This is a genomic window from Massilia sp. GCM10023247 (genome assembly GCF_042653325.1).
Classification (GTDB): domain Bacteria; phylum Pseudomonadota; class Gammaproteobacteria; order Burkholderiales; family Burkholderiaceae_D; genus Telluria.
The window spans coordinates 796,157-821,451 of record NZ_JBHSIB010000007.1; the positions used below are offsets into that span (position 1 = coordinate 796,157).

Consider the following 25,295-nt stretch of genomic DNA (forward strand, 5'->3'; position numbering starts at 1 on the left):
CCCGTAGCGCTGGCGCCAATGGCCGCGCGTATAATCGCGGCATGAACGCGCCTGTGCCTACCCACCGCCCCATCCAGCAGCTCAACGACCAGCTCATCTCGCAGATCGCCGCGGGCGAAGTGGTCGAGCGGCCCTCGGCCGTCGTCAAGGAATTGCTGGAAAACGCGCTCGACGCGGGCGCCACGCAGATCACGGTCCGCCTCGAAGAAGGCGGCGTCAAGCGCATCGCGATCACCGACAACGGGCGCGGCATCGCTGCCGAGCAAATGCCGCTCGCGCTGGCGCGCCATGCGACCTCAAAAATCGCCTCGCTCACCGACCTCGAAAATGTGGCCACGCTGGGCTTTCGCGGCGAGGCCCTGGCTTCGATCGCCTCGGTGGCGGCGGTGTCGATCACCTCGAGGACAAGCGACGCGCCGCATGCCTGGGAAATCGTCGGCTCGCACCTGGGCACGGTCACGCCCTCGTCCGGCCCCCTGGGCACCACCATCGACGTCCAGGACCTGTATTTCAATACGCCGGCGCGCCGCAAGTTTCTGAAAAGCGAGCAGACCGAATACGGCCACTGCGCCGAGGTCGTGCGCCGCATCGCCCTGGCGCGCCCGGACGTGGCGTTCAGCCTGACCCATAACGGGCGCACCATCGACCACTGGAACGTGTGCGAGATGGCGCGCCGCAGCGCCCAGATCCTGGGGTCCGATTTCGCCGAGGCGCGGCTGCCTATCGACGAAGCGGCCGGTCCCTTGCGCCTGCACGGCTACGCCGGCCTGCCGACCGCCTCGAAGGCGCGCGCCGACGGCCAGTTCTTCTACGTGAACGGGCGCTATGTGCGCGACAAGCTGCTCGTGCACGCGGTGCGCGCCGCCTACCAGGACGTGCTGCATGGCGACCGCTTCCCCTCGTATGTGCTGGCGCTCGACCTCGACCCGGCGCTGGTGGACGTGAACGTGCACCCTTCGAAAATCGAAGTGCGCTTCCGCGACAGCCGCGCGGTGCACCAGTTCGTGTTCCACGCGGTGCAGCGCGCGCTGGCGCAAACCTCGGCGACCGCGCACGGCAGCGTGCCGGCGCCCCTGACGGCGGCCGAGATCGCACCGTCCGGCGCCGACTGGCGCCGCCCGCACGAGCAGACCTCGTTCGGTACCCAGCTGCGCGAACACGCCTCGCCGACCTTTTCGCCGTCCCCGTTCCCGCCGGGCAGCCGCTGGGATGCGCCGGCCACGCAAGGTGTCGCGCAGAGCACGGCCAACTACGGCGCCCTGTTCGCCGACGCGGGCGAGCGGCCCGGCGCGAGCTCGGCCATGCCGATGCCGGCCACGTCGAACGCGCCGACCAACGACGACTTCCCGCTCGGCTTTGCGCTGGCCCAGCTGCACGGCATCTACATCCTGGCGCAAAACACCAAGGGGCTGGTGCTGGTCGACATGCACGCGGCGCACGAGCGCATCCTGTACGAGCAGCTGAAAAATGCGCTCGACGCCCGGGTCGAGGGCCAGGACATGCAGGTGCAGGCAATGCTGATCCCGGTGACCTTCTTCGCCGACGCCATCGAGGTCGCCACCGCCACCGACCACCAGGAGACCTTGAAGGCGCTCGGCTTCGACATCGCCGCGCTGTCCCCGACCACGCTGGCCGTGCGCGCCGTACCGACGCTGCTGAGGAATGCCGACGCCCAGACGCTGGCGCGCGACGTGCTGCGCGACGTGCGCGAATTCGGCGGCTCGCGCGTGCTGATCGAGCGCAGGAACGAATTGCTCGGCACCCTCGCCTGCCACACGGCGGTGCGCGCCAACCGCATCCTCTCGATTCCGGAAATGAACGCCCTGCTGCGCCAGATGGAAGGCACGGAACGCGCCGACCAGTGCAACCACGGCCGCCCGACCTGGGTCCAGCTCGAGATCGCCGCGCTCGACAAACTGTTCCTGCGCGGCCAATAAATGAGCATCGACACACAGCACGCCAAGCCGCTGGCGGTGGCGATCATGGGCCCGACCGCGTCGGGCAAGACGGCAGCGGCGCTGCGCATCGCGCGCGAGCGCCCGGTCGAGATCATCTCGGTCGATTCCGCCCTCGTGTATCGCGAGATGGACATCGGCACGGCGAAACCCACGCTTGACGAACTGGCCAGCGCGCCGCACCACCTGATCGACATCATCGACCCGCTCGACGCCTATTCGGTGATGCAGTTCCGCACCGACACGCTGCGCCTGGTGGCCGAGATCAGCGCGCGCGGCGCCCTGCCGCTGCTGGTCGGCGGCACGATGATGTACTTCAAGGGGCTGAGCGAGGGGCTGGACGACCTGCCGACCGCCGACCCTGCGCTGCGCATCGCGCTCGACGCGGAGGCGGCGCGCATCGGCTGGCCCGGCATGCATGCGAAGCTCGCGGCGCTCGACCCGGTGACCGCCGCGCGCCTGGCGCCGAACGACGCCCAGCGCATCAACCGCGCGCTCGAGATCATCGAACTGACCGGCAAACCGATGTCGGCCCTGCTGGCGCGGCGCGCGAAACCCGAGCTGCCTTTCGATCTGGTGTCGTTCGCGCTCGAAACGCCTGACCGCAGCATCCTGCACCAGCGGATCGCCCTGCGCTTCGACCAGATGCTGGGCGAGTCGGACGACGACGGCATCGTCGCCGAGGTGGCGCGCCTGCGCGCTAGAGGCGACCTGTCGCCGAACCTGCCCTCGATGCGCTGCGTCGGCTATCGCCAGGCCTGGGACTACCTGGACGGCAAGATCGACCGCGCCGCGCTGCGCGAAACGGGGATCATCGCCACGCGCCAGCTCGCCAAGCGCCAGCTGACCTGGCTGCGCGCGATGCCCGACCGGATCGTAATCGACTTCCTCGGGCCCGACCCGGCAGGCGAGATCCTGGCCTATCTGGAGCGCTTGCCAAAGTAACAGCGCCGCGAAAAAGCCGCGCCTTCGACACACACAGCCTTGACAGCGGGCGCGGCGCCTTGGATAATGTCGTTCGCTTTGGTGATATAGCTCAGTTGGTTAGAGCACAGCACTCATAATGCTGGGGTCGGTGGTTCAAGTCCACCTATCACCACCAAGAATTTTTAAACGAATGGCTTGGCTCACGCGAGTCGAGCCATTTTGTTTTACAGCGTTTTCAGGTGATATAGCTCAGTTGGTTAGAGCACAGCACTCATAATGCTGGGGTCGGTGGTTCAAGTCCACCTATCACCACCAGACAAGCAGCAATGATGAAAACCGCCGCCTCGCAAGAGCCGGCGGTTTTTTCATTCATACGCGGTATTGTCGTCGAGTTCGAATTCCCCGCGCCCGAACGCCTCGATCACCGCCTGCGCCTGCTGCAGATAAGTCGACGGCACCAGGATGCGCACCCCGCCCAGCGCCGGCGCCAACAATAAATCGGTTTGCATCAGGTGGGCGTCGGCCAATACCGCCGGGATGCCGGACGCCTCCAGGCAGCCCTGCATCAGGGTCGCTTCCATCGGCACCAGGTAACGCGCGACGATGAACAGGTCGCGCCCCGGAATGGCCTCGATCTCGGGATGGGCGGCCAACCATGCATTCAGTGCCTGTTCCATGACTTCTCCTGTTGTCGCGTTGACAGCGATATTACCCTGCCCCGGCCGCGCCCAGCGCCGCGTTGGGCGTTATACGAAAGCGCGCAAAGACGACAGCAAGTACAGCGTCACGCCGATCAGGCCGCCGACGATGGTGCCGTTGATGCGGATGAATTGCAGGTCCTTGCCGATATTGAGTTCGATCTGTTCCGACATCTCGGCGCTGTCCCAATTCTTGACCGTGTCGGCGATGTGCCGGGTCAGATAGACGGCGAACTCCGGCGCGGCCGCGCGCGCGGCCAGTTCCAGGTTGTCGTTGAGCGACTGGCGCAGCTGCGGATCTTCCGCCAGGGTCTTGCCGAGCCAGGCGCCGGTGGCCTGCATGCGCAGGCGCAGGGTCGAGTCTTCGCTTTCCAGGTCCTGTTTCAGCCAGGACTTCAGGTCGCCCCACAGCGATTTCAGATAATTGTTGAGGGTGTCGTCGTTGAGCAGGTAATCCCTGATTTCCTCGCTCTTGCTGGAAAACTGCGGGTCGGCTTTCAGGCGCTCGATGAATTCCTTGGTAAAGGTATCGAAGCGCGCGCGCAGCGGGTGCTGCGGATCGGCGGCGACCTTGCTCAGGATGCCGGAGGCCAGGCGCACCGCGATATCGGCGCCCTTGCGGCCGATGAGTTCGGAGGGCAGCATCTTTTCGATGAAGGCATATTCCTCCCGCAGCCAGTCGACGATGCCTTGCGAGATATACGATTGGGTGTCGCTGTTATCGAGCAGATGCGCCAGCTGGCGTATGCCCTCGTTCAGCAATTCCTGGTGGCGCCCGCCACGGGTCAGGCTTTCCAGGATGGTGCCGGCGGACTTCGACAAATCGACGCTGCCGACCATGGTGTGCACGGCGCGGCGCAGAAAATTCTGGATCGCCGAATCCTCGGTAAAGTCGAGCATCCAGGTCGCCAGTTTGACCAGGTAGCCGCCCATGTGTTCGGTATTGGCCGGTTTCACCAGCCAGTCGGCCACCTTCTGGGCCGGGTCGTGCTTCTGGATCAGTCTGACGACCGATTCGGTATCGAGGAATTTCTCGCGCACGAACAGCGCCAGGTTATCGGCAATCTTGACCTTGTTGTTCGGGATGATGTTCGTATGGCGCGACACCACCGGAATCGGCACCCGCTTGAACAGGGCCACCACGGCAAACCAGTCGGCCAGGGCGCCGACCATTGCCGCTTCCGAAAACGCTTTCAATAACCCGGTCCACCAGTTCTGGGGCAGGAAGAAGCTCAGTACGAACAGCAAGGCGGCGCCGATGAAAAAACTGAGCGCCAGCCGCTTGGATTTGTCGAGTTCACGCTCTTTGGTCATGGGTCCGTATCAGCTCATCGTGAAATCGAATCCTATATGACCCCGGCCCGTTTCAGCGTTTCGATTGCGTCGAGGCTCCAGCCCCAGTCCGCCAGGATGGCGGCGCTGTGCGCGCCGGGCGCGGCGCCGGCCTGCCCTGCTTCGGGCACGGTACGGGAAAAGCGCGGTGCCGGCCCCGGCTGTACCAGGCCCTCGATCTCGACGAAGGTGCTCCGCGCGCGGTTGTGCGGATGCTGCGGCGCCTCGGCCATGTCGAGCACCGGGGCGACGCAGGCATCGGACCCCTCCAGCAGCGCGCACCAGTCGTCGCGGGTGCGGGTGGCGAACAAGGCCGCGAACTTGGTTTTCAGTTCCGGCCAGCGCTGCTGGCTCCATTGCTTGCCGAAGTCCGGGTCGGCGGCGCCCGTCAGCTCCAGCAGTTGGGCATAGAACTGCGGCTCGAGCGCGGCGACCGACAGGAATTTGCCGTCGAGGCAGGCATAGGTATCGTAGAACGGGGCGCCGCCATCGAGCAGGTTCGCCTCGCGCGCGTCGCTCCAGGCGCCGCAGGCGCGCAGGCCGACCATCATGGCGCCCAGCAGGGCCGCGCCGTCGGTCATGGCGGCGTCGACCACCTGCCCCTTGCCCGAGCTGCGCGCTTCCAGCGCGGCGCAGACCACGCCAAAGGCCAGCATCATGCCGCCGCCGCCGAAGTCGCCGACCAGGTTCAGGGGCGGGCTGGGCGGCGCATCGGCGCGGCCCATCGCATGCAGCATGCCGGACAGGGCGATGTAGTTCAGGTCGTGGCCGGCGGCCTGCGCCAGCGGGCCGTCCTGGCCCCAGCCGGTGACGCGGCCGTAGACCAGCCGCGGGTTGCGCGCCTGGCAGTCGTCGGGGCCGAGGCCGAGGCGTTCCATGACGCCGGGACGGAATCCCTCGATCAGGATGTCGGCTCGTTCGACCAGTTGCAGCACGAGCGCGCGTGCCTCGGGGTGCTTCAGGTCGAGCGCGAGCGAGCGGCGGCCGCGCGCCATGACGTCGAATTTGGTGCCGAGCATCGGAAAGGGCGTGGCGGCACCGGGCTTGGGTTTGCGGTCGATGCGGATGACTTCGGCGCCCATGTCGGCCAGCATCATGGCGGCGAAGGGACAAGGGCCGAGGCCGACCAGTTCGATGACTTTGATGCCGTTTAGGGGTCCGGGCATGGCTGCACCTTTGCGTTTGATCGAGCTTTGCGCTGGAGTCGGGAGGCTCAGCGCCCCCCTCCACCCTACAAGGAGCGGGCGATGATCTCTTTCATGATCTCGTTGGCGCCGCCGTAGATGCGCTGGACCCTGGCGTCGACGTACATCTGGGCGATCGGGTATTCGAGCATGTAGCCGTAGCCGCCGAACAGCTGCACGCACTGGTCGACCAGCTTGCACTGCAGGTCGGAGATCCAGTACTTGGCCATCGAGGCGCGCACGGTGTCCATGCGCCCGGCCAGCATGTCTTCCACGCAGCGGTCGATGAAGATGCGCGCCACCGTGGCCTCGGTCTTGATCTCGGCCAGCACGAAGCGCGTGTTCTGCATCTCGATCAGGGCCTGGCCGAAGGCCTTACGCTCCTTTGCATGCTCCACCGTCAGGCGCAGCGCGCGCTCGATGGCGGCCACGCCGGCCACGCCGATGATGGTGCGCTCATAGGGCAATTCCGTCATCAGCTGGGCAAAGCCCCTGCCCTCTTGGCCGCCGAGCACATTCTCGAATGGCAGCTGCGCGTCGTCGAAGAACAGTTCGCAGGTGTCCTGCCCCTTCTGCCCGACTTTTTCCAGGATGCGCCCGACCCGGAAGCCCGCCGCGTTGCGGTCCCCATCGCGGGTTTCGAACAGCATCAGCGAGATGCCCTTCGCGCCGGCGGCCGGGTCGGTTTTCGCGACCACCAGGATCAGGTCGGCCAGGTAGCCGTTCGAAATGAAGGTCTTCGAGCCGCTCATGCGGTAGCCGTCGGCGCCCTTCACGGCGACCGTGCGGATGCCCTTCAGGTCGGAACCTGCGCCCGGCTCCGACATCGCGATGGCCGCGATCATCTCGCCGCTGGCGAGCTTGGGCAGGTAGCGCTGCTTCTGGTCTTCGGTGCCCTGGTTGAGCAGGTAATGGGCGACGATCGCGTGCACGTGCAAACCGAAGGCCATGTCGCCGGCGTAGCCGAGTTCCTCGAACACGATGGCCATATGCGCGAAGTTGCCGCCCGAGCCGCCGTATTCCTCGGGAATGTCGGCCGCGAGCAGGCCCATTTCGCCCGCCTTGCGCCACAGTTCGCGGTCGACGTGCTGCTGCTGGCGCCAGCGCTCGCCGTGCGGCGCGACCTCGCTCGCGACGAAACGGCGCACCGCGTCGCGGAAGGATTCCAGCTCCGGGTTCATCCAGGATGGGGTCAGGTCCATCATGTCCTCACGCTGCCTGGGACGCCGATTGATACAGGGTGACGACGCAGGCGCCGCCCAGGCCCAGGTTGTGCTGCAAGGCGGTGCGCGCACCCTCGACCTGGCGCGCGCCGGCACTGCCGCGCAGCTGGTGGGTCAGCTCGAAGCACTGGGCGAGACCGGTGGCGCCGAGCGGGTGGCCCTTCGACAGCAGGCCGCCCGACGGATTGGTGACGACCTTGCCGCCATAGGTGTTGTCGCCATCCAGGATGAACTTGTCGGCCCCGCCTTCCGGGCACAGCCCGAGCGCTTCGTAGGTGATCAGTTCGTTGTGGGCGAAGCAGTCGTGCAGCTCGACGACATCAATATCTTCCGGGCCGATGCCCGCTTGCTGGTAAACCTTGTTCGCGGCTTCGCGGCTCATGTCGTAGCCGACCAGGCGCATCATGTCGTTCGCCTCGAAGGTGCTGGCGCGGTCGGTCGTCATCGCCTGTGCGGCAATAAAAACGTCGGCACGCAGGCCGCGCTTTTTCGCGAAATCTTCCGAGACCAGCACCGCCGCCGCGGCGCCGCAGGTCGGCGGGCAGGCCATCAAGCGCGTCATCACGCCGGGCCAGATCATCGGTGCGTCGAGCACGTCCTGGGTGCTGACTTCCTTGCGAAACAGCGCCAGCGGATTGTTGACGGCATGGCGGCTGGCCTTGGCGCGGATGCGCGCGAAGGCTTCCAGGGGCGTGCCGTATTTTTCCATGTGCGCCAGGCCCGCGCCGCCGAAGTAGCGCAGCGCCAGCGGGATCTCGGGCTTGCCGACCAGGCGGTCGGTGACGGCGTCGAAATCGTCGAAGGGCGTGGGACGATCGGCGAACACCGAGCCGAGCGCGCCGGGGCTCATCTGTTCGAAGCCGAGCACCAGCACGCAGTCGGCGGCGCCGCTGGCGATCGCCTGACGCGCCAGGAACAGCGCGGTGGAGCCGGTCGAGCAGTTGTTGTTGACGTTGACGATCGGAATGCCGGTCATGCCGACGCCATACAAGGCTTTCTGGCCGCAGGTGGAGTCGCCGTATACGTAGCCGGCATAGGCCTGCTCGACGTCCAGGTAGTCGATGCCGGCGTCCTGCAGCGCGGCGCGCGCGGCGCTGGCCGCCATCTCATGGTAGGGGGCGCTGGCGCCGGGCTTGGCGAACGGGATCATCCCGACACCGGTCACGCATACCTTGTTCATGCTGTCTCCTGGGTCTGTTGGCGGGCTGCGGCGGATGCAAACCTTTTATGCAAACGATTATAGCCAGCAACGCGCGCGCCGGCGCCGCCGGCCACTGGAAGTAGTCCTCTATTTTCTCGAACCTGTCGTCATGTCGCTTATACTGTCGCGATTTCACTTTGATAAGGAGCTGTACTGCATGCAGCATGAACTCACCCTGATTACCACCATCGCTGCCGCCCTCGGCTTCGGTCTCCTGTTCGGGATGATCGCCGTGCGCCTGAAACTGCCGGCCCTGGTCGGCTACCTGGCCGCCGGGATCGTGATCGGGCCGGCCACGCCGGGTTTCGTGGCCGATGTGTCGCTGGCCTCGCAACTGGCCGAGATCGGGGTGATGCTGCTGATGTTCGGGGTGGGACTGCACTTCTCGCTGCGCGACCTGCTCGACGTGCGCCGGATCGCGCTGCCCGGCGCGGTGCTGCAGATCGCCGTCGCCACGGCGATGGGCATCGGGATGGCCCACCTGTGGGGCTGGAGCCTGGGCGCGGGACTGGTGTTCGGCCTGGCGCTGTCGGTGGCCAGCACCGTGGTGCTGCTGCGCGCGCTGGAGTCGCGCGGCATCCTCGACTCGATGAACGGGCGCATCGCGGTCGGCTGGCTGGTGGTCGAAGACCTGGTCACGGTGCTGGTACTGGTGCTGCTGCCGGCGCTCGCCGGCCCGCTCGGCGGCAAGAGCGCAGACGGCGAGACCTCGCTCCTGTTCGCCCTCGGCAAGACGCTGCTGCAGGTCGGCGCCTTTGTCGCCTTCATGCTCATCGTCGGACGCAAGCTGTTCCCCTGGTTCCTGTGGCGCGTCGCCAAGACCAATTCGCGCGAACTGTTCACGCTGTCCGTCATCGCGGCCGCCGTCGGCATTGCCTACGGCTCCTCGGAGCTGTTCGGCGTCTCGTTCGCGCTGGGCGCCTTCTTCGCCGGCATGGTGCTGCGCGAATCGGACCTGAGCCACCGCGCCGCCGAGGAATCGCTGCCGCTGCGCGACGCCTTCTCGGTCCTGTTCTTCGTCTCGGTCGGGATGCTGTTCGACCCGATGGTGCTGGTCGAGAGCCCGCTGAAGGTGCTGGCGGTGGTCCTTGTGATCATCTTCGGCAAGTCGATCGCGGCGATGGTGCTGGTGCTGGCCCTGCGCTACCCGTTGAATACCGCGATCACGGTCTCGGCCAGCCTGGCGCAGATCGGCGAGTTCTCGTTCATCCTGGCCGCGCTCGGCATTTCGCTGGGCCTGATGCCGGCGGAAGGCCAGAGCCTGATCCTGGCCGGGGCGATCATCTCGATCGCCGTCAATCCGCTGCTGTTCACGGCGATCGAGCCGCTGCAGCGCTGGCTGCGCGCCAATTCGGAGGCCGTGCGCAAGCTCGAGTCCTCGCCCGACCCGCTGGCCGAGCTGCCGATGACGGTGCCGCACGAGCACCTGCGCAAGCAGGTGGTGCTGGTCGGCTACGGCCGCGTGGGACGCATGATCGCCGCCGAGCTCACCGCCCAGGGAATCCACTACGTGGTCGCCGAGCAGAACCGCGAACTGGTCGACACGCTGCGCCGCCAGGACCAGCCGGCCGTGGTCGGCAACGCGGCCGAACCGGCGGTGCTGATCCAGGCCCACATCGCGCACGCGGCCGTGCTCGTGATCGCCACGCCCGACACCTTCCACGTGCGCGCCATGATCGAGACCGCGAAGATACTCAACCCGGCGATCCGCTGCGTGGTCCGTACCCACAACGCAGAGGAAGCGGCGCTGCTGCGCACCGACACCGGCGGCACCGTCTTCCTGGGCGAACAGGAGCTGGCGGGCAGCATGACGCGTTATGTGCTGGCCACCTTGAAGGGGCCGCAGCACGCGCATTGATTGCGGCGGCAATCAGACCGTGCATGAAAAATGCCCGCCGGCGCGAACGCACGGCGGGCATGTTTATTTGCTGTCTTGGCTTCAGGCCGCGACCATTTCCCCGGTCTCGCTGCACAGCTTCAGGCTCGCATGCTTCGGTGCGAAGTGCAGCAGCTCCTTGCGCTCTTCCAGCAGCGCGAACACGGCGTCCTTCGACAGCACGTACTGCTCGAGCAGCGTGTCCTTGAGCGACTCGATCATCGCGCGGTAGTCGCGCATCGCACCCAGCGTGTAGCTGTAGAGCTCGTCCGCCTTTTCTTCCATCTGGCGCAGCGTGTGCTCGCCGCTGGCGTCGTTCTTCAGCTGGCTGTAGTCGATCTTCGAGCGCGAATACATCGACAGGCGGTTGACCATCAGGTTCAGCATCTTGGTCACTTTTTCGATGTCGTTCTGGGCGCCGACCGAAATGCCGCGGGCGCCGTAGAACAGCTCTTCGGCCGCCATGCCGCCGTACAGGCCGATCACGTCGCGCTCGAGTTCTTCGAGCGTGCGCAGCGACATGTCGTCACCCGACTGCAGCACATAACCGAGGGCGCCGATCTTCGACACCGCTTCGGTACTGATCTTGAGCAGGTGCGACTTTTCCTTCACCTCTTCCAGGCTCAGGCCGGCGCGCAGGTGCGGATCGATCTGCATGAAGAAGTGGCCCAGTTCGTGCAGGGCGATACGCTCGCGCTGCTTGTGCTTGTCAAGCGTCGTGGCACGGTCGGTGATGCCGATCGTGGCGCGCTCGTAGGCACGGAACAGCAGGTCGGTATTGATCACCACTTTCTCCTGGATCGACAGCATCGATGCGCGCTCGACCACGGTTTCCAGCAGCGCCGGGCTCAGGTTCTGGGTGATTTCGGCCACCTGGTCCAGGTCGAGGTCGTTATAGTCGACCAGGCCCTCTTTCTTGCGCGCCAGGAAGCTTCTCAGCAGTTCGCGCCGCTCGTTCTTGTTCGGCAGGCGGAAGTTGATCTTGACCGAGAAGCGGCGCAGCATCGCTTCGTCCATCTCGGTCGAGGCGTCGTCGAAGTTCGAGGCGACCACCCAGATCACGCCCTGGCCCTTGTCGCTTTTCACGCCGTCGAGCAGGCCGAGCAAGGTGTTGGCGGTATCGTCTTCCCATTTCTTTTCGCTGCGGCCGCGCGGCATGAACAGGCTCTGCGCTTCGTCGAGGAAGATGATGCATTTACCTTTGGCGCAAGCCTTGCGGTACAGGGCATTCAAGGCCTTGGAACCGCCGCCGACATAGCCCGACTCGAGTGCCGAGCCGGAAGCCTGGATCAGCGGCATGTCGAGGCGCTTGGCCAGGTAGCCGACCAGCTTGGTCTTGCCGGTACCGGCAGGCCCCGTCAGCATGACGTTGAACGGCTTGTCGATGTTGTGCGACTGGTATTCCTCGCGATTGCGGATCATGTCTTCCAGGTGCAGCACTTCCTGCTTGATGTCTTCCATGCCGATCAGGTCGTCCATGCTGCCTTTGAGCTTGTCCGGCGTGATCATGGTCGCGCTCGCGCCCATGCCCGGGATGCCGAACTTCAGGCAATAGATGATCAGGCCGATCAGCAGGATTTCGAAGGCATAGCGTTTCAGGAAGCTGACCGCGGCCGAGCCGATCGTCCCGCCTTCGTCGAGCACAGCCTTGTGCGAGGCGAGGAAGTCATCCTTGGCGATCGAATACGGGATGGCATTCTTGAGCAGCACTTCGCGTTCGAGCGAGAGGTGCGAGGTACTCGGCACCTTCACCACGTGCAGCTCGGGTGCGTTCTTGAACTTGAACACATAACGTGGCGACTCGGACAGCGGTTTGGCGACCATCAGGTAGTCGAGCTTGTCCTTTTGCGTGGCCAGGCGGGTGATTTCGGAAATATCTTGCGAATGAACGATCGGGCTCGGATCCTGCGGCACGTCGGCCGTGTAGATCGCCACGCCCGCGGCGACGCCCAGCACCAGGGCTGCGGCGATGCGCACATAGACGTTCTTGAAGACAATCTGAAGTCGGGCAAAGTTGGGCATTATCGGTACTCTACAAATGTATGGATGCGCGTAGGACAGTGCAAACAGCGGTTGCCGAAAACGGGAATCGTAGCGGCGGCGGCTCTTGAAGGCCGTGACATGCCGAACATGTGTGTTCGGCATCATTTTGATGCCCTGGGGCAATGGGATAGGGAAGACTATACCTCTAAAAAAAACCGAGATGTATACGGGACGCTTAAAATTTATTGATCGCTGTCATAGGTAGAAAACCTGACAACGCAATCCGTTGTACGCTTGGCAAAGAAAACAGCATTTGGTCTACTCTTTCTGCAAACTAGTTACGAAACAACCAACAAAGTTGAGTTAAAGCATTGCCGCTATAGTATTGCCTGCATGAGCACCTGTCGCATTTATTTCACATGATCCGGCCATGCGCGCTGTGTGCAAGGGCGCACCGGCCGCGCGTATTTTCGCAACGAATCGAACGCGATCGCGCGCGCGCCTTTTGCTATGCTTTATTGCGCGTCGCTGCCCTACCGCCGCCATCGTTGCACCTGCCGGGCTCCGTCGACTCTGCTGTTTGTGGCAGTTTGCACCTGTACAGTTTGTCGTCGTATCCGTAGCGGCCGTGAGAAAAGGAACCATCGTGAACAAATTCGCACTCGCCCTGGCGCTAGCCCTCGTGGCCGGCAGTGCCGCGCAGGCCAAACTGATCGAGCTGGTACCGGAAGCACCCGGCGGCGCGGCGCCGCCGGCAACGCGCGCCGTCGACGCGGCCCAGCCCGTCCGTCCGCAGTTGGCAGCGCTGCCGGTGACGATGTCCGAATTGCCCGAGCCCGAGGTGTTTGCGATGATGCTGGTGGGCCTGGTGCTGCTCGGCTACCGGGCACGCCGGGACAGCAGCGAGAAGTTCAAGTAATACGTGCCGGGCTGGGCGCGCAGGTGTGGCGTGACCAGGTGTGGCTTGCTCAGGCGCCCGGCGGTACCGATCCTGCCTCGCTGCACAGGGCGTACAGCTTGCACAGCGTATTCCAGTTGCGCGAGGTCGTGTTGTCACCCAGATGCTTGCCGAGTGCGGTGGCGGCAGCGCTGCCCAGCATCCCTTCCGGACACCATACATAGGCGGCGCGCTGCCCCACGGCCAGCGCCTCGTCGCCCCAGTCGCGCTCGCACAGCGGCGCCACCTGCGCCCGCGCGGCGCCGTCGGCCAGCGTGAACACCAGCAGGCGCGAATGGTCTTCGGCCACCGGCAGCAAGGTGTTCTCGGCGAGCACGGCCGCCAGGTCGTCGCGGCTGAGCACGGTGACGCGGGCCGCCAGGCCCAGCTTGAGCACCAGTTGCTCCTCGATCGCGGCGGCAGCGGCGTCCGCCGCGATGCCGTCGGCGCTGAACACCAGGTTGCCGCTATTGAGTACACTGCGCACGTCGCCATAGCCTAGATCCGCGACCAGCTTGCGCAGGTCGGCCATGGCGACGCGTTTCGCGCGGCCAACGTTAATGCCCCGTAACAGGGCGATGTAGCGAGTGCTCGTCATGTGTACATGATACCCGCGCCGCGCCCCGGAGTCGGGGCGCAGGGGCTTATTTGATCAGGCCTTCTTCGCGCAGGGCCTGCTGGACGGCCGGGCGGGCCGCGATGCGGTCGCGGTAGGCCTGCAGCGACGGCCACTCGTCCAGGCTGAGCTCGACGAAATCGATCCAGCGGAGCACGGTGAACAAATAGGCATCGGCGATGCTGAACTGCGTGCCCAGGAACGCGCGTTGCTGCAGGTGCTCGGCGACGTGGGCGAAACGCAGCGCCAGCATCTTGTGGGCGTAAGTCTTCATGTCTTCCGTCGGCGCCGGGCCGAACAGCGGGCTAAAGTTCTTGTGCAGTTCGGCCGAAATATAATTCAGCCAGGCGAGGACCTTGTAGCGCTCGACATCGCCCACGCCCGGCAGCAGCCCGGCTGCCGGCGCCAGGTCCGCCAGGTACTGGACGATCGCCGGGCCTTCGGTCAGCAGGCTGCCGTCGTCGAGCGCCAACGCGGGCACATAGCCTTTCGGATTGATCGCGCGGAAATCTTCGCCGCCTCCCATGCGCTTTTCGCGCAGGTCGACAGGCTCGGTCGTGTAGGTCAGGCCGGCCTCGATCAGGACGATGTGGGGGGACAGCGAGCAGGCGCCTGGGCTGAAGTAGAGTTTCATCGATATCCTTTTGTTTTGGAGTAAGCAAGCCCGGCCGGACGGCAGCACGCGATACGGATGCCGGATTGGCATGACGGCGGGGCTCGGCGAGAATACAATAACCGGCGCGTTATTGCTTGGGGCCGGTCAATGCACTGCGAGCACCGTGATTGCCTGCTCGGGCGAGGGGGCACGCGGCGAGGCGGCGCCAGCGAACGGAGGCGAGCAGCTCAAAGCAAGGAAGGAAAAGAGGACGTCCTGCGGGCCTTGATGCCGGCGGGACGCGTAAAAAAGGCAGCGTGCGCGACGCCCTCAGGACGCCGGGCCGCTGCCTGGCTTCACCGAAGGCATGGCAATGGCTGCCACGCCGTCGGTATTAGTGCGCATAGTTGCCGGACGTCGTAGAAGAGGCGTCGGTGTTCTGCGTTTGCTGCTGTTGCTGCTGCTGTTGCTGGGCGGCTGCGGCTGCGGCTGCCTTTTCTTCTGGCTTTGGACGGCCTTGGGCATCGGACAGGCGATACTTGGTGCGGCGATCGCCCATCAGGTCGCGCAGGTCGCGGATGCTCATCCCGGTCACTTCGTGCATGCGGATCAGCAGCGAGGCGCCGACCGGCAGGCGGTGGTGGCGGATCTTGCTGATGACCGGCGGGGCCACCTCGAGCATGCGCGACAGCGCAGCGTCGTTTTTCAGCTGCATTTTGCCAAGCAGAATGTCGAGCAGGTGGTTGGGGTTGTAACTTTCCTGTGAAGACAAAGCATGATGTGCCATGATTTTTTACCTCGCGAGTGTGGTTAAAATAGTTCCGTTACGAACTTTGTTAATGACTACCTTCCGTCAAACTAAGTTCCCGGACACGCTCCTGGACGATTAAACAGAACAAGTCTGAGATTTCGCTTAAGAACAATGCCGGAGCGCATGCGCCCTGCTTAACACTCCCCCGAACGCACTTGTCTTTCAAACAAATTATCAGACCCATACGGAAGCTGCACATCCGTCTTGAACACATGACTCATTGTTGGAAATCAAGCTATCGCGTGGAAAGCTTGTCACATAAGCATTTCAACACATGGGGATTATTTGTGGCGCACGCAAGAGATTTCTTGCGTTAATTTGTGTAAAAGAATTTAGACCGAAGGCTTTGATTTACAACAGGAAATATATTGAGCAAACGCTGACTCTGCCTTGGCTACCGCAATTCGATTCCTTCTGGAAATTTAACAATCTGATTATCTTGATAATCGTTTCGGTCGTAGCAACGATTAATTCCAACAAGCATCGATAACCCAGCTTGCATGCCCTTCCGCACGCGGATTCCGGCTGCATATGAGGATTTACGTTAAACTCCGTTGGCGCCTTGTCAAAGCGTCAGCACACATTTCAACAAAGCATTCCATGCAGAAAAAAGTATTCATTAAAACCTTTGGTTGCCAAATGAACGAGTATGACTCGGACAAGATGGCTGACGTGCTGGGCGCCTCCGATGGATTGGTGCGCACCGACAAACCCGACGATGCGGACGTCATTCTGTTTAATACCTGTTCCGTACGCGAAAAAGCTCAGGAAAAAGTATTTTCCGACCTCGGCCGGCTGCGCGAACTGAAGCGCCAGCGCCCGGACCTCATCATCGGCGTCGGCGGCTGCGTGGCGTCGCAAGAAGGCGAAGCCATCGTCAAGCGCGCGCCGCATGTGGACATGGTGTTCGGTCCGCAGACCCTGCACCGGCTGCCGCAGATGATCCGCGAGCGCCGCAGCAGCGGCAGCGCCCAGGTCGACATCAGCTTTCCGGAAATCGAAAAATTCGACCACTTGCCGCCCGCGAAGGTCGAAGGCCCGGTCGCCTATGTCTCGATCATGGAAGGCTGCAGTAAATATTGCAGCTATTGCGTCGTGCCCTATACCCGCGGCGAAGAAGTGTCGCGCCGCTTCGAGGATGTGCTGACGGAAGTTGCTGGCCTGGCCGCCCAGGGCGTCAAGGAAATCATGTTGCTCGGCCAGAACGTGAATGCCTTCCGCGGCGTGATGGAGAACGGCGACACGGCCGACTTCGCCCTGCTGCTCGAATACATTGCCGACATTCCAGGCATCGAACGGCTGCGTTTCGTCACCAGCCATCCGAAAGAATTCACCCAGCGCCTGATCGACGCCTACGCGAAGATCCCGCAGCTGGTCAACCACCTGTACCTGCCCGTGCAGCACGGGTCCGACCGCATCCTCGGCGCCATGAAGCGCGGCTACACCGGCATCGAATACAAATCGATCATCCGCCGCATCCGCGCCGTACGCCCCGACATCGCGATCTCGTCGGACTTCATCGTCGGCTTCCCGGGCGAAACCGATGCCGATTTCGAGGCCATGATGAAGCTGGTCGAGGACGTCGGCTTCGACAACAGCTTCAGCTTTATTTTCAGCAAGCGTCCAGGCACCCCGGCCGCCAACCTGGAGGACGACACGCCGCACGAGGTCAAGCTGGCGCGGCTGCAGCGCCTGCAGGCGCTGATCGACGCCAATACGCGCAAGTACAGCGCGGCCATGGTCGGCACGGTCCAGCGCGTCCTGGTCGAGGGGCCGTCCAAGAAAGATCCTTCCGAACTGCAAGGCCGCACCGAGAGCAACCGGGTGGTCATTTTCGCACCGGGCACGGCAGGCAATGCACTGATCGGCCAACTGGTCGACCTGCGCGTCACCGAAAGCCTGGATTACTCACTGCGCGGCGAACTCGTCGCCAATCTCGATACGATTGCCAAAGCCAGTTGAAAACACAAAACCCTTCCCAGCCCTCGTATTTCATTCCCGAGCCGCTCGACAACACGCGGCTTGCCCACCTGTGCGGTCCGCTCGACGAGAACCTGCGCCAGATTTCGGCGGCGCTCGACGTCACCATCTTCCGCCGTGGCGAGAAATTCATCGTCAGCGGCGCGAATGCCGAGCGCGCGGTCGAACTGCTCGAGCGCTTTTATGCGGTGGCCAACAAGATCGTCCCGATCGAAGAAGTGCAGCTGGCGCTGGTCGAACAGCGCGCCGGCCTGAAACCGACGATCGAAGGCGCGCCGGCCGCCGGCGCCAAGGCGCCGGAAGCTGCCGATGAGGCCGAAGCGGGCGAAGGCGACGCCGAACTGGTCAGCCCGATGCTGAAAACCCGCCGCAGCGACCTGCGCGGGCGCACGCCGCACCAGATCCAGTACCTGAAGGCCGTGCTCGAGCACGACATCAGCTTCGGCATCGGCCCGGCCGGTACCGGCAAGACCTATCTGGCCGTGGCCTGCGCGGTCGATGCGCTCGAGCGCGACGCCGTCAAGCGCATCATCCTGACGCGCCCTGCGGTGGAAGCCGGCGAGCGCCTCGGCTTCCTGCCGGGCGACATGAGCCAGAAGGTCGATCCCTACCTGCGCCCGCTGTACGACGCGCTGTACGACCTGCTCGGCTTCGACCGCACGCAGAAATTATTTGAAAAACAGGTGATCGAGATCGCCCCGCTGGCGTATATGCGCGGCCGCACGCTGAACCACGCCTTCGTCATCCTCGACGAGGCGCAGAACACGACCGTCGAGCAGATGAAGATGTTCCTGACCCGTATCGGTTTCGGCAGCAAGGCCGTCGTCACCGGCGACGTCACCCAGGTCGACCTGCACAAGACCCAGCGCTCGGGCCTGGTCGACGCCATGCACGTGCTGAAAGACGTGCGCGGCATCGCGTTTGCCCAGTTCTCGAGCGCCGACGTGGTGCGCCACCCGCTGGTGGGCCGCATTGTCGATGCCTATGAAACCGCTACCGCCGTCCAGGAAATGGGCGCACTGACGAAACCTGCCACGACCCGAAATGTCCGAAAAAAACCATGAGCTTGACCTGGACGTCCAGTACCCGGACGCCCGCCTCGAATCGACCATCACCCCGGAACTGGTGGAGCGCTGGGTGCGCGCGACCCTGCTCGGGCCGGCCGAACTGACGATCCGCTTCGTCGACAGCGCGGAGGGGCTGACCCTCAACCGCGACTACCGCGGCAAGGATTACGCCACCAACGTGCTCACCTTTGCCTATAACGAAGGCGAGGAACTGGGCGAAGACGAGCCGACCCAGGCCGACATCGTCCTGTGCACGGACGTGCTGCTGCGCGAGGCCGAGGAGCAAAAGAAAACCGTCGAGGAACACGCGGCGCACCTGATCGTGCACGGCGTGCTGCATGCGCAGGGCTATGACCACGAGCACGACGAAGAAGCCGAGGAAATGGAACAGTTCGAGCGCGACATCATGGAAGTGCTCGGGTATCCGGATCCGTACGCGTAGGGTGGGCGGGTCCCCCGCTCACGCGTTCAAATCGGGCTTGAAGAACCTGCTCGGCTATTCCGGCCCTGGTTGAACGCGTGAGCGGCATAGCCGCCCACCCTACAACATCACCCTCTTCCCAGCTGATCGCCGATCGGCAACTTCCGAATCCGCTTGCCCGTCGCCGCGAACACCGCGTTCGTCAGCGCCGGCGCAATGCCCGCCGTACCCGGCTCGCCGATCCCGCCCGGCTCGTCCATGCTACGGACGATGTGGACTTCGACCTTGGGTGCTTCGTTGATGCGCATCATCCGATAATCGCCGAAGTTGGTCTGCTGCACGCGCCCGCGCTGGATCGTGATCTCGTTCCACAAGGCTGCCGTGGCGCCGAAGATGATGCCGCCCTCGATCTGGGCCACGATCGTGTCGGGGTTGACCGTCTGGCCGCAATCGACCGCACACACCACGCGGTGCAGGCGCACGTCGCCCTCGGGTCCGACCGAGACCTCGGCCACCTGCGCCATATAACTGCCGAACGCGAACTGGGTCGACACGCCGCGCCCGACGCGGCGGCCCGCAATCGGCGCCAGCGGCTTGCCCCAGCCCGCCTTTTGCGCCGCCAGGTTCAGCACGGCCAGCGTGCGCGGCGATTTATCCAGCAGGGCGCGCCGAAACACGACCGGATCCTGCTTGGCCGCCTGCGCCAGCTCGTCCATGAAGCTTTCCACCACAAACACGTTGTGGGTCGGCCCCACGCCGCGCCAGAAGGCCGTCGGCACGCCCGGCGGTTCGTGGCGCACGTATTCGACGCGCACATTCGGAATCGTGTACTGCAAATCGGCGGCGCCCTCGACCGCATCCGGGTCGACGCCGTTCTTGACGGCAGGCGGCGCGAAGCGCGCCATGATCGAAGAACCCGTGGTGCGGTGGAACCAGGCCGCCGGCCGGCCTTTATCGTCCAGCCGGGCCGCCAGCCGGTCCACGTAGTACGGCCGGAACATGTCGTGCTGGATGTCCTCTTCGCGCGTCCAGATGAACTTGATCGGCCCCTTGGCCAGGCGGGCAAAGGCCACCGCCTGGATCACGTAGTCGACCTCGAGCCGGCGCCCGAAGCCGCCGCCAATATAATAGTTGTGGACCTTGACCTTCTCGACAGGGATCCCGGCCACCTTGGCCGCCGCCCCTTGCGCCAGCGCCGGCACCTGGGTGCCGACCCAGAGGTCGCAGCCGTCCGCGCGCAGGTCGACCGTGCAATTGATCGGCTCCATGGTGGCGTGGGCAAGGAAGGGCATCTCATAGATGGCCTCGACCTTGCGCCCGGCATCGTTCTCCAGGGCTTGCAAGGCGTTGCCGGTGTTTTTCGCCACCGCGCCCGTGCCTTCCGACACCTTCATCATGTCGTTTACGATGCCGGCCAGCGAGACCTTGGCGTTGGCGCCATCGTCCCAGCGCGGCGCCGCAGCCGCCAGGCCCTGCTTGGCGGCCCAGAAATGGTCGGCCACGACCGCCACCGCCCCTTCCAGGCGCAGCACCTGGCGCACGCCCTTGACCGCCAGGGCTTTCGCTTCGTCGACACCGACGAGCTTGCCGCCGGTCACGGGCGAGGCCGCCACGGCCGCGATGCCCATGTTCGGCAGGCGCGCGTCGATGCCGAACAGCGCTTCGCCGTTCACCTTGGCCGGCGAATCGAGGCGGCGCATCGGTTTGCCGATCAGCACGAACTGCTTCGGGTCCTTCAGCGTGACCGTCTTCGGCAAGTCCATCTTCGAGGCCGCGTCGACCAGTTCGCCGAAATGGGCCGCACGCCCGGATTTCCCATGGCGCACCGTGCCGGCCACCACCTGCAGCTCGTCGGCATCGACATCCCATTGCTTGGCCGCGGCGGCGACCAGCACGCTGCGCACCATGGCGCCGGCTTCGCGCAGCGGCTTCCAGGCGCCGCGCACCGAGGTCGAGCCGCCCGTGACTTGCCCGCCGAGCAGCGGGTCGGCGTACAGCTCGTTGTTTGCCGGCGCCTGCTCGAGCTTGACTTTCGACAGGTCGGCCCCCAGCTCCTCGGCCAGCAGCATCGGCATCGAGGTGAACGTGCCCTGCCCCATCTCGACCTTGTGGATCACGAGCGTGACGATACCCGTGCGGTCGATCCGGATGAAGGCGTCGCGCGCCAGCCCGGCCGGCGTATCCGAATGGTGGGTGGAGGCCTGGCCGACCGCCTGTTCCGGCGGCGCTTCCTTGCGCGCGCCGTCCTTGCTGCAGCCAAACAGCGAAAAGCCGAACAGCAGGCCGCCGCCGGCGGTGGCCCCGAGTTGCATGAAACGGCGGCGCGCAGGCGAGACGTCTTTCGGTTTGCTCATCTGCGTCCCCTTATTTGCCGGCGGCGATCTTGATCGCCTGGCGGATGCGTCCATAGGTGCCGCAGCGGCAGATATTGCCGGCCATCGCGTTGTCGATCTCCTCGTCGCTCGGTGCCGGCGTGGCGCGCAGCAGGGCGGTGGCCGACATGATCTGGCCCGACTGGCAATAGCCGCATTGCACCACGTCGACCTGGCGCCAGGCGTCCTGCACCTTGGCGCCGACCGGGTCCTGGGCGATCGCCTCGATCGTCACGACCTGCTTGCCGGCCGCGGCCGAGACGGGGGTGACGCAGGAGCGGATCGGCTGGCCGTCGAGGTGCACGGTGCAGGCGCCGCACAGCGCCTGGCCGCAGCCGAACTTGGTGCCGGTCAGGCCGGCGACGTCGCGCAAGACCCACAGCAGGGGCATGTCGTCGGGTACGTCGAGGTTGGCGGTATTGCCGTTGATGGTGAGGGCGGGCATGCACTTCCTTTGCTTGAAAACCAATTATTCAATGATAAGGCAAGCGCCCGCACTCTGCCGGGCGCCCCATGCGTGCGCCCGATCCAATCGCCCCGGCGAATCGGCCCCGGCGCTTTTGGTGTATCCTATGCCTATCGTAACAACGGCTTCACGCCAACTATGCCCGAGTATCCCAGTGACGTCCGCCAGGACGCCAAACCCCATCGGTCCCTCTTCGAAAGGTTGACCGCACTCATCTCCCCTGAGCCAGAAAACCGCACCGAGCTGCTTGAAGTGCTGCACGAAGCACACGAGCGCAAGCTGATCGACGCCGACGCCTTGTCGATGATCGAAGGGGTGTTCCAGGTTTCAGACCTGTCCGCGCGCGACATCATGGTGCCCCGTTCCCAAATGGACGTGATCGACATCACCGACCCGATAGAGGAATGGCTGCCGATCGTGCTGCAAACCCAGCACTCGCGCTTCCCCGCCATCGAAGGCGAACGCGACAAGGTAGTCGGCATCCTGCTGGCCAAGGACCTGCTGCGCTATTACACAGAGAAATCCTTCGACGTGCGCGCCATGCTGCGACCGGCGATCTTCATTCCCGAGTCGAAGCGCCTGAACGTGCTGCTGCGCGATTTCCGCGCCAACCACAACCACATGGCGATCGTCGTCGACGAGTACAGCGGCGTCGCCGGCCTGATCACCATCGAAGACGTGCTCGAGCAGATCGTCGGCGACATCGAGGACGAATACGACTTCGACGAGGAAGAAGACAATGTCCTCTCGATCAAGGAAGGCCAGCACGGCCCGCGCTGGCGCGTCAAAGCCCTGACCGAGATCGACCAGTTCAACGAAGAAATCGGCGTCGACCTCCCCGAAGACGAAGCCGACACCATCGGCGGCTTTGTTGCCGGCCACCTCGGGCGCATGCCGCACAAAGGCGAAGAATTTACCCTGCGTAACCTGCGTTTCGAAGTGCTGCGCGCCGACGCACGCCAGATCCACGTCCTGCTGGTCGAAAAGCTGCCTTCCACCCTGATCGACCGCGACGAGGACTGATGCTGCGTCGCCGCTCTGCTCCTGCCCCGGTCGATCCGATCAAGGCCGCCGCAGCGCGCGGCACGCGTCCCTCACTGGTCTTGCTGGTCAGCGCCGCCCTCGCCGGCGGCGCCTCCTTGTTCTCCTTCGAGCCCTACGGCTGGTGGCCGCTGCAGTTCGTGCTGCTGGCCTGGCTGTTCTACCAGGTCGGCCTGGGCAGCTCGGTCAAGCGCGCCACCCTGCTCGGCTGGGCCTTCGGCTTCGGCTGGTCGGTCGGCGCCATGTTCTGGCTGTATGTCCTGATGACCCGTTTCGCCGGCTTGCCGGCCATCCTCGGCGTGCTCGGCATCGTCCTGCTCGGGCTCTACATGGGCCTGTTCGGGGCGTTTGCGACCGGGGTGGCAAGCTGGCTGCGCCGGCGCTGGTCGCTGCCGCTGGCCGCCTTCGTGCTGCTGGTGCTGCCCGTGACCTGGGGCGTGTCCGAATGGATGCGCGGCTGGGTGTTTACGGGCTTCCCCTGGTCGGTGTCGGGCTATGCCCACGACACGGCTCCGCTGGCGGGTTACGCGCCGCTGGTCGGCGTCTACGGCATCGGCGTGCTGGTCGCGGTATGCGCCGGCTGCATCGTGATGCTTACCCAGAAAACGCAGCGCGCGCGCCTGCCGGCGATCGGCTTGCTCGCTGCCCTGCTGGCGGTCGGCTTCGGCCTGCGCAGCATCGCGTGGACCCAGGAAACCGGTGCGCCGATCAGCGTGCGTCTGTTGCAAGGAAATATCCCGCAAGACCGCAAGTTCGATTACGAATTCCTCTCGAGCATACTCGAGCGTTATCGCGGCATGATCACGGCGGCCCCCGCCGACCTGATCGCGACGCCGGAGACGGCGATCCCCTCCTTCCCGCAAAACCTGCCGCCCGGCTACCTGTCGAGCCTGCAGGAATTTGCCAGCAAGAGCGGCAGCACCCTGGCCGTCGGCATCCCGCTGCTCGACGGCCCGCAACAGTATGCCAACAGCGTGATCGCCCTCAGCCCGCAACCGCAGCCGTATCGCTACGACAAGGCGCACCTGGTCCCCTTCGGCGAATTCATCCCGCCCGGTTTCCGCTGGTTCACCGACATGCTGAATCTGCCGCTGAACGACGCCACCCGCGGCCAGGGGCTGCAGGCGCCGTTCGCCGTCAAGGATCAATTGGTGCTGCCGAACATCTGCTACGAGGACGTATTCGGCGAAGAGATCGCCTGGCAGCTGCGCAACGCGCCCCAGCCGGCAACGGTGCTGCTGAACATGTCGAACCTGTCCTGGTACGGGCAGTCGACGGCGATCCCGCAACACCTGCAGATTTCGCGCATGCGCACCCTGGAAACCGGCCGGCCGATGCTGCGCTCGACCAACGACGGCGCCACCGCCGTCATCGACCACCGCGGCCGGATCACCCAGGCGCTGCCCTTCTATACCGAGGGCGTGCTGAACGCGACCGTGCGCGGCACCAGCGGCATGACGCCCTACATCCGGTTCGGCAACTATGCCTTCCTGGTGCTGGGCGCACTGGCGCTGGCGGCGGCATGGTTCCTGGGGCGCAATTACAGAAAGAAAAAGCCACATGGCGAATAGTCGAGTGGAAATCTGGTCCCAGAGGCCAGTTAAAACCCGCTAGAATTGCCCTTATTAGCAAACCTGCAAACCTACACTATGCGCGCCTCGCTGCGCGCGCCTGACAAGCCGATGCTCACATTCCAACAAATCATCCTGACCTTGCAGTCCTACTGGGACAAGCAAGGCTGCGCCCTGCTCCAGCCCTACGACATGGAAGTCGGCGCCGGCACCTTCCACACCGGCACCTTCCTGCGCGCGATCGGACCGGAACCATGGCGCGCGGCTTACGTGCAGCCTTCGCGCCGCCCGAAGGATGGCCGCTATGGCGAGAACCCGAACCGCCTGCAGCATTATTACCAGTACCAGGTGGTGCTGAAGCCGGCCCCGGAAAACATCCTCGACCTGTATCTCGGTTCGCTCGAAGCGCTGGGCCTGGACCTGAAAAAGAACGACGTGCGTTTCGTCGAGGACGACTGGGAAAGCCCGACCCTGGGCGCCTGGGGCCTGGGCTGGGAAGTCTGGCTGAACGGCATGGAAGTGACCCAATTTACCTATTTCCAGCAGGTAGGCGGCCTCGACTGCAAACCGGTGCTGGGCGAAATCACCTACGGCATCGAACGCCTGGCGATGTACCTGCAGGGCGTGGAAAACGTCTACGACCTGGTCTGGACCGAGTGGGAAGAGAACGGCACCAAGAAGACGCTGTCCTACGGCGACGTCTTCCACCAGAACGAAGTCGAGCAGTCGACCTATAACTTCGAACACGCGAATACCGAGCTGCTGTTCGCCGCCTTTGCCAACCACGAGTCGGAAGCGAAGCGCCTGATCGAGCTGGAACTGACGCTGCCGGCCTACGAGCAGATCATGAAGGCCTCGCACAGCTTCAACATGCTCGACGCGCGCGGCGCCATTTCCGTGACCGAGCGCGCCGCCTACATCGGCCGCGTGCGCACGCTGTCGCGCCTCGTGGCGCAAGCCTATTACGACTCGCGCGAGAAGCTCGGCTTCCCGATGCTCGGCGCCGCCGCCGTTGCCGCCTAAGCCCAGTACTGACAAG

Annotated in this window: 21 protein-coding genes and 2 tRNA genes; 12 read left to right on the plus strand and 11 right to left on the minus strand. The window is 64.5% G+C overall.

Annotated elements, in window-relative coordinates; genetic code table 11:
• The first annotated feature begins 41 nt into the window (after positions 1-41).
• From mutL to ACFPAH_RS07165, 4 genes are all read left to right on the plus strand, one after another.
• Positions 42-1,937 carry a DNA mismatch repair endonuclease MutL gene (gene mutL, locus ACFPAH_RS07150; protein ID WP_379742751.1) on the plus strand — a complete coding sequence of 632 codons (1,896 nt, stop codon included), beginning with the start codon at positions 42-44 and terminating at the stop codon, positions 1,935-1,937.
• Positions 1,938-2,900 carry a tRNA (adenosine(37)-N6)-dimethylallyltransferase MiaA gene (gene miaA, locus ACFPAH_RS07155; protein WP_379742754.1) on the plus strand — a complete coding sequence of 321 codons (963 nt, stop codon included), beginning with the start codon at positions 1,938-1,940 and terminating at the stop codon, positions 2,898-2,900.
• Positions 2,901-2,980: 80 nt separating this feature from the next.
• Positions 2,981-3,057: transfer RNA gene (locus ACFPAH_RS07160), tRNA-Met, on the plus strand.
• Between the two features lie 63 nt (positions 3,058-3,120).
• Positions 3,121-3,197, plus strand: a tRNA-Met gene (locus ACFPAH_RS07165).
• A 50-nt stretch (positions 3,198-3,247) separates the two neighbouring features.
• Here ACFPAH_RS07165 and ACFPAH_RS07170 read toward each other — a convergent pair.
• The 5 genes from ACFPAH_RS07170 to ACFPAH_RS07190 all read right to left on the minus strand — a co-directional run bounded on the left by ACFPAH_RS07170 (position 3,248) and on the right by ACFPAH_RS07190 (position 8,499).
• A complete protein-coding gene (locus ACFPAH_RS07170) occupies positions 3,248-3,559 on the minus strand; it encodes a putative signal transducing protein (RefSeq protein WP_379742757.1) in 312 nt (103 codons plus the stop codon).
• Between the two features lie 69 nt (positions 3,560-3,628).
• The gene (locus ACFPAH_RS07175) at positions 3,629-4,894 is read right to left on the minus strand and encodes a DUF445 domain-containing protein (protein ID WP_379742760.1); all 1,266 of its coding nucleotides are present in this window, start codon (positions 4,892-4,894) and stop codon (positions 3,629-3,631) included.
• 32 nt (positions 4,895-4,926) lie between these two features.
• Positions 4,927-6,078, minus strand: coding sequence for a CaiB/BaiF CoA transferase family protein (locus ACFPAH_RS07180; RefSeq protein ID WP_379742763.1), 1,152 nt, complete (start codon positions 6,076-6,078; stop codon positions 4,927-4,929).
• A 65-nt stretch (positions 6,079-6,143) separates the two neighbouring features.
• Positions 6,144-7,298, minus strand: coding sequence for an acyl-CoA dehydrogenase family protein (locus tag ACFPAH_RS07185; RefSeq protein WP_379743026.1), 1,155 nt, complete (start codon positions 7,296-7,298; stop codon positions 6,144-6,146).
• A 7-nt stretch (positions 7,299-7,305) separates the two neighbouring features.
• A complete protein-coding gene (locus tag ACFPAH_RS07190; protein WP_379742766.1) occupies positions 7,306-8,499 on the minus strand; it encodes a lipid-transfer protein in 1,194 nt (397 codons plus the stop codon).
• A 178-nt stretch (positions 8,500-8,677) separates the two neighbouring features.
• Here ACFPAH_RS07190 and ybaL point away from each other — a divergent pair, with 178 nt between their 5' ends.
• Positions 8,678-10,378 (plus strand): YbaL family putative K(+) efflux transporter, encoded by a 1,701-nt coding sequence (gene ybaL / locus ACFPAH_RS07195; protein ID WP_379742769.1) that lies wholly within the window; start codon positions 8,678-8,680, stop codon positions 10,376-10,378.
• Positions 10,379-10,459: 81 nt separating this feature from the next.
• On the opposite strand, the gene ACFPAH_RS07200 is transcribed toward ybaL, so the two are convergent.
• Positions 10,460-12,418: an AAA family ATPase gene (locus ACFPAH_RS07200; protein ID WP_379742772.1), complete on the minus strand. Its 1,959-nt coding sequence runs from the start codon at positions 12,416-12,418 to the stop codon at positions 10,460-10,462.
• 607 nt (positions 12,419-13,025) lie between these two features.
• On the opposite strand from ACFPAH_RS07200, the gene ACFPAH_RS07205 reads away from it, so the two are divergent.
• Positions 13,026-13,298, plus strand: a complete 273-nt coding sequence (locus tag ACFPAH_RS07205) for a PEP-CTERM sorting domain-containing protein (protein WP_379742775.1) — start codon at positions 13,026-13,028, stop codon at positions 13,296-13,298.
• Positions 13,299-13,347: 49 nt separating this feature from the next.
• Here ACFPAH_RS07205 and ACFPAH_RS07210 read toward each other — a convergent pair whose 3' ends face one another.
• The 3 genes from ACFPAH_RS07210 to ACFPAH_RS07220 form a co-directional block, all read right to left on the minus strand.
• Positions 13,348-13,914 carry a DUF1697 domain-containing protein gene (locus tag ACFPAH_RS07210; RefSeq protein ID WP_379742779.1) on the minus strand — a complete coding sequence of 189 codons (567 nt, stop codon included), beginning with the start codon at positions 13,912-13,914 and terminating at the stop codon, positions 13,348-13,350.
• 46 nt (positions 13,915-13,960) lie between these two features.
• Positions 13,961-14,566 carry a glutathione transferase GstA gene (gstA, locus tag ACFPAH_RS07215; RefSeq protein ID WP_379742782.1) on the minus strand — a complete coding sequence of 202 codons (606 nt, stop codon included), beginning with the start codon at positions 14,564-14,566 and terminating at the stop codon, positions 13,961-13,963.
• 355 nt (positions 14,567-14,921) lie between these two features.
• A complete protein-coding gene (locus tag ACFPAH_RS07220; protein ID WP_379742784.1) occupies positions 14,922-15,314 on the minus strand; it encodes a hypothetical protein in 393 nt (130 codons plus the stop codon).
• Positions 15,315-15,938: 624 nt separating this feature from the next.
• Here ACFPAH_RS07220 and miaB point away from each other — a divergent pair.
• Genes miaB through ybeY form a run of 3 tightly spaced genes read left to right on the plus strand, consistent with a single transcriptional unit; the run spans position 15,939 to position 18,827 of the window.
• Positions 15,939-17,300 (plus strand): tRNA (N6-isopentenyl adenosine(37)-C2)-methylthiotransferase MiaB, encoded by a 1,362-nt coding sequence (gene miaB / locus ACFPAH_RS07225; protein WP_379742787.1) that lies wholly within the window; start codon positions 15,939-15,941, stop codon positions 17,298-17,300.
• Positions 17,297-18,382, plus strand: coding sequence for a PhoH family protein (locus tag ACFPAH_RS07230; protein ID WP_379742790.1), 1,086 nt, complete (start codon positions 17,297-17,299; stop codon positions 18,380-18,382). Before miaB ends, ACFPAH_RS07230 begins: the two co-directional genes overlap by 4 nt.
• Positions 18,363-18,827, plus strand: coding sequence for an rRNA maturation RNase YbeY (gene ybeY / locus ACFPAH_RS07235; RefSeq protein ID WP_379742793.1), 465 nt, complete (start codon positions 18,363-18,365; stop codon positions 18,825-18,827). The genes ACFPAH_RS07230 and ybeY overlap by 20 nt, the downstream gene beginning before the upstream one ends.
• Before the next feature lie 107 nt (positions 18,828-18,934).
• Here ybeY and ACFPAH_RS07240 read toward each other — a convergent pair whose 3' ends face one another.
• Both ACFPAH_RS07240 and ACFPAH_RS07245 read right to left on the minus strand, forming a co-directional pair.
• The gene (locus ACFPAH_RS07240) at positions 18,935-21,160 is read right to left on the minus strand and encodes a xanthine dehydrogenase family protein molybdopterin-binding subunit (protein ID WP_379742796.1); all 2,226 of its coding nucleotides are present in this window, start codon (positions 21,158-21,160) and stop codon (positions 18,935-18,937) included.
• A 10-nt stretch (positions 21,161-21,170) separates the two neighbouring features.
• Positions 21,171-21,623, minus strand: coding sequence for a (2Fe-2S)-binding protein (locus ACFPAH_RS07245; protein WP_379742799.1), 453 nt, complete (start codon positions 21,621-21,623; stop codon positions 21,171-21,173).
• 159 nt (positions 21,624-21,782) lie between these two features.
• Here ACFPAH_RS07245 and ACFPAH_RS07250 point away from each other — a divergent pair, with 159 nt between their 5' ends.
• From ACFPAH_RS07250 to glyQ, 3 genes are all read left to right on the plus strand, one after another.
• A complete protein-coding gene (locus tag ACFPAH_RS07250) occupies positions 21,783-22,667 on the plus strand; it encodes an HlyC/CorC family transporter (protein ID WP_379742802.1) in 885 nt (294 codons plus the stop codon).
• The gene (lnt, locus tag ACFPAH_RS07255) at positions 22,667-24,256 is read left to right on the plus strand and encodes an apolipoprotein N-acyltransferase (protein WP_379742805.1); all 1,590 of its coding nucleotides are present in this window, start codon (positions 22,667-22,669) and stop codon (positions 24,254-24,256) included. The genes ACFPAH_RS07250 and lnt overlap by 1 nt, the downstream gene beginning before the upstream one ends.
• 111 nt (positions 24,257-24,367) lie before the next feature.
• Positions 24,368-25,279 carry a glycine--tRNA ligase subunit alpha gene (gene glyQ, locus ACFPAH_RS07260; protein WP_379742808.1) on the plus strand — a complete coding sequence of 304 codons (912 nt, stop codon included), beginning with the start codon at positions 24,368-24,370 and terminating at the stop codon, positions 25,277-25,279.
• The last annotated feature ends 16 nt before the right edge of the window (positions 25,280-25,295 follow it).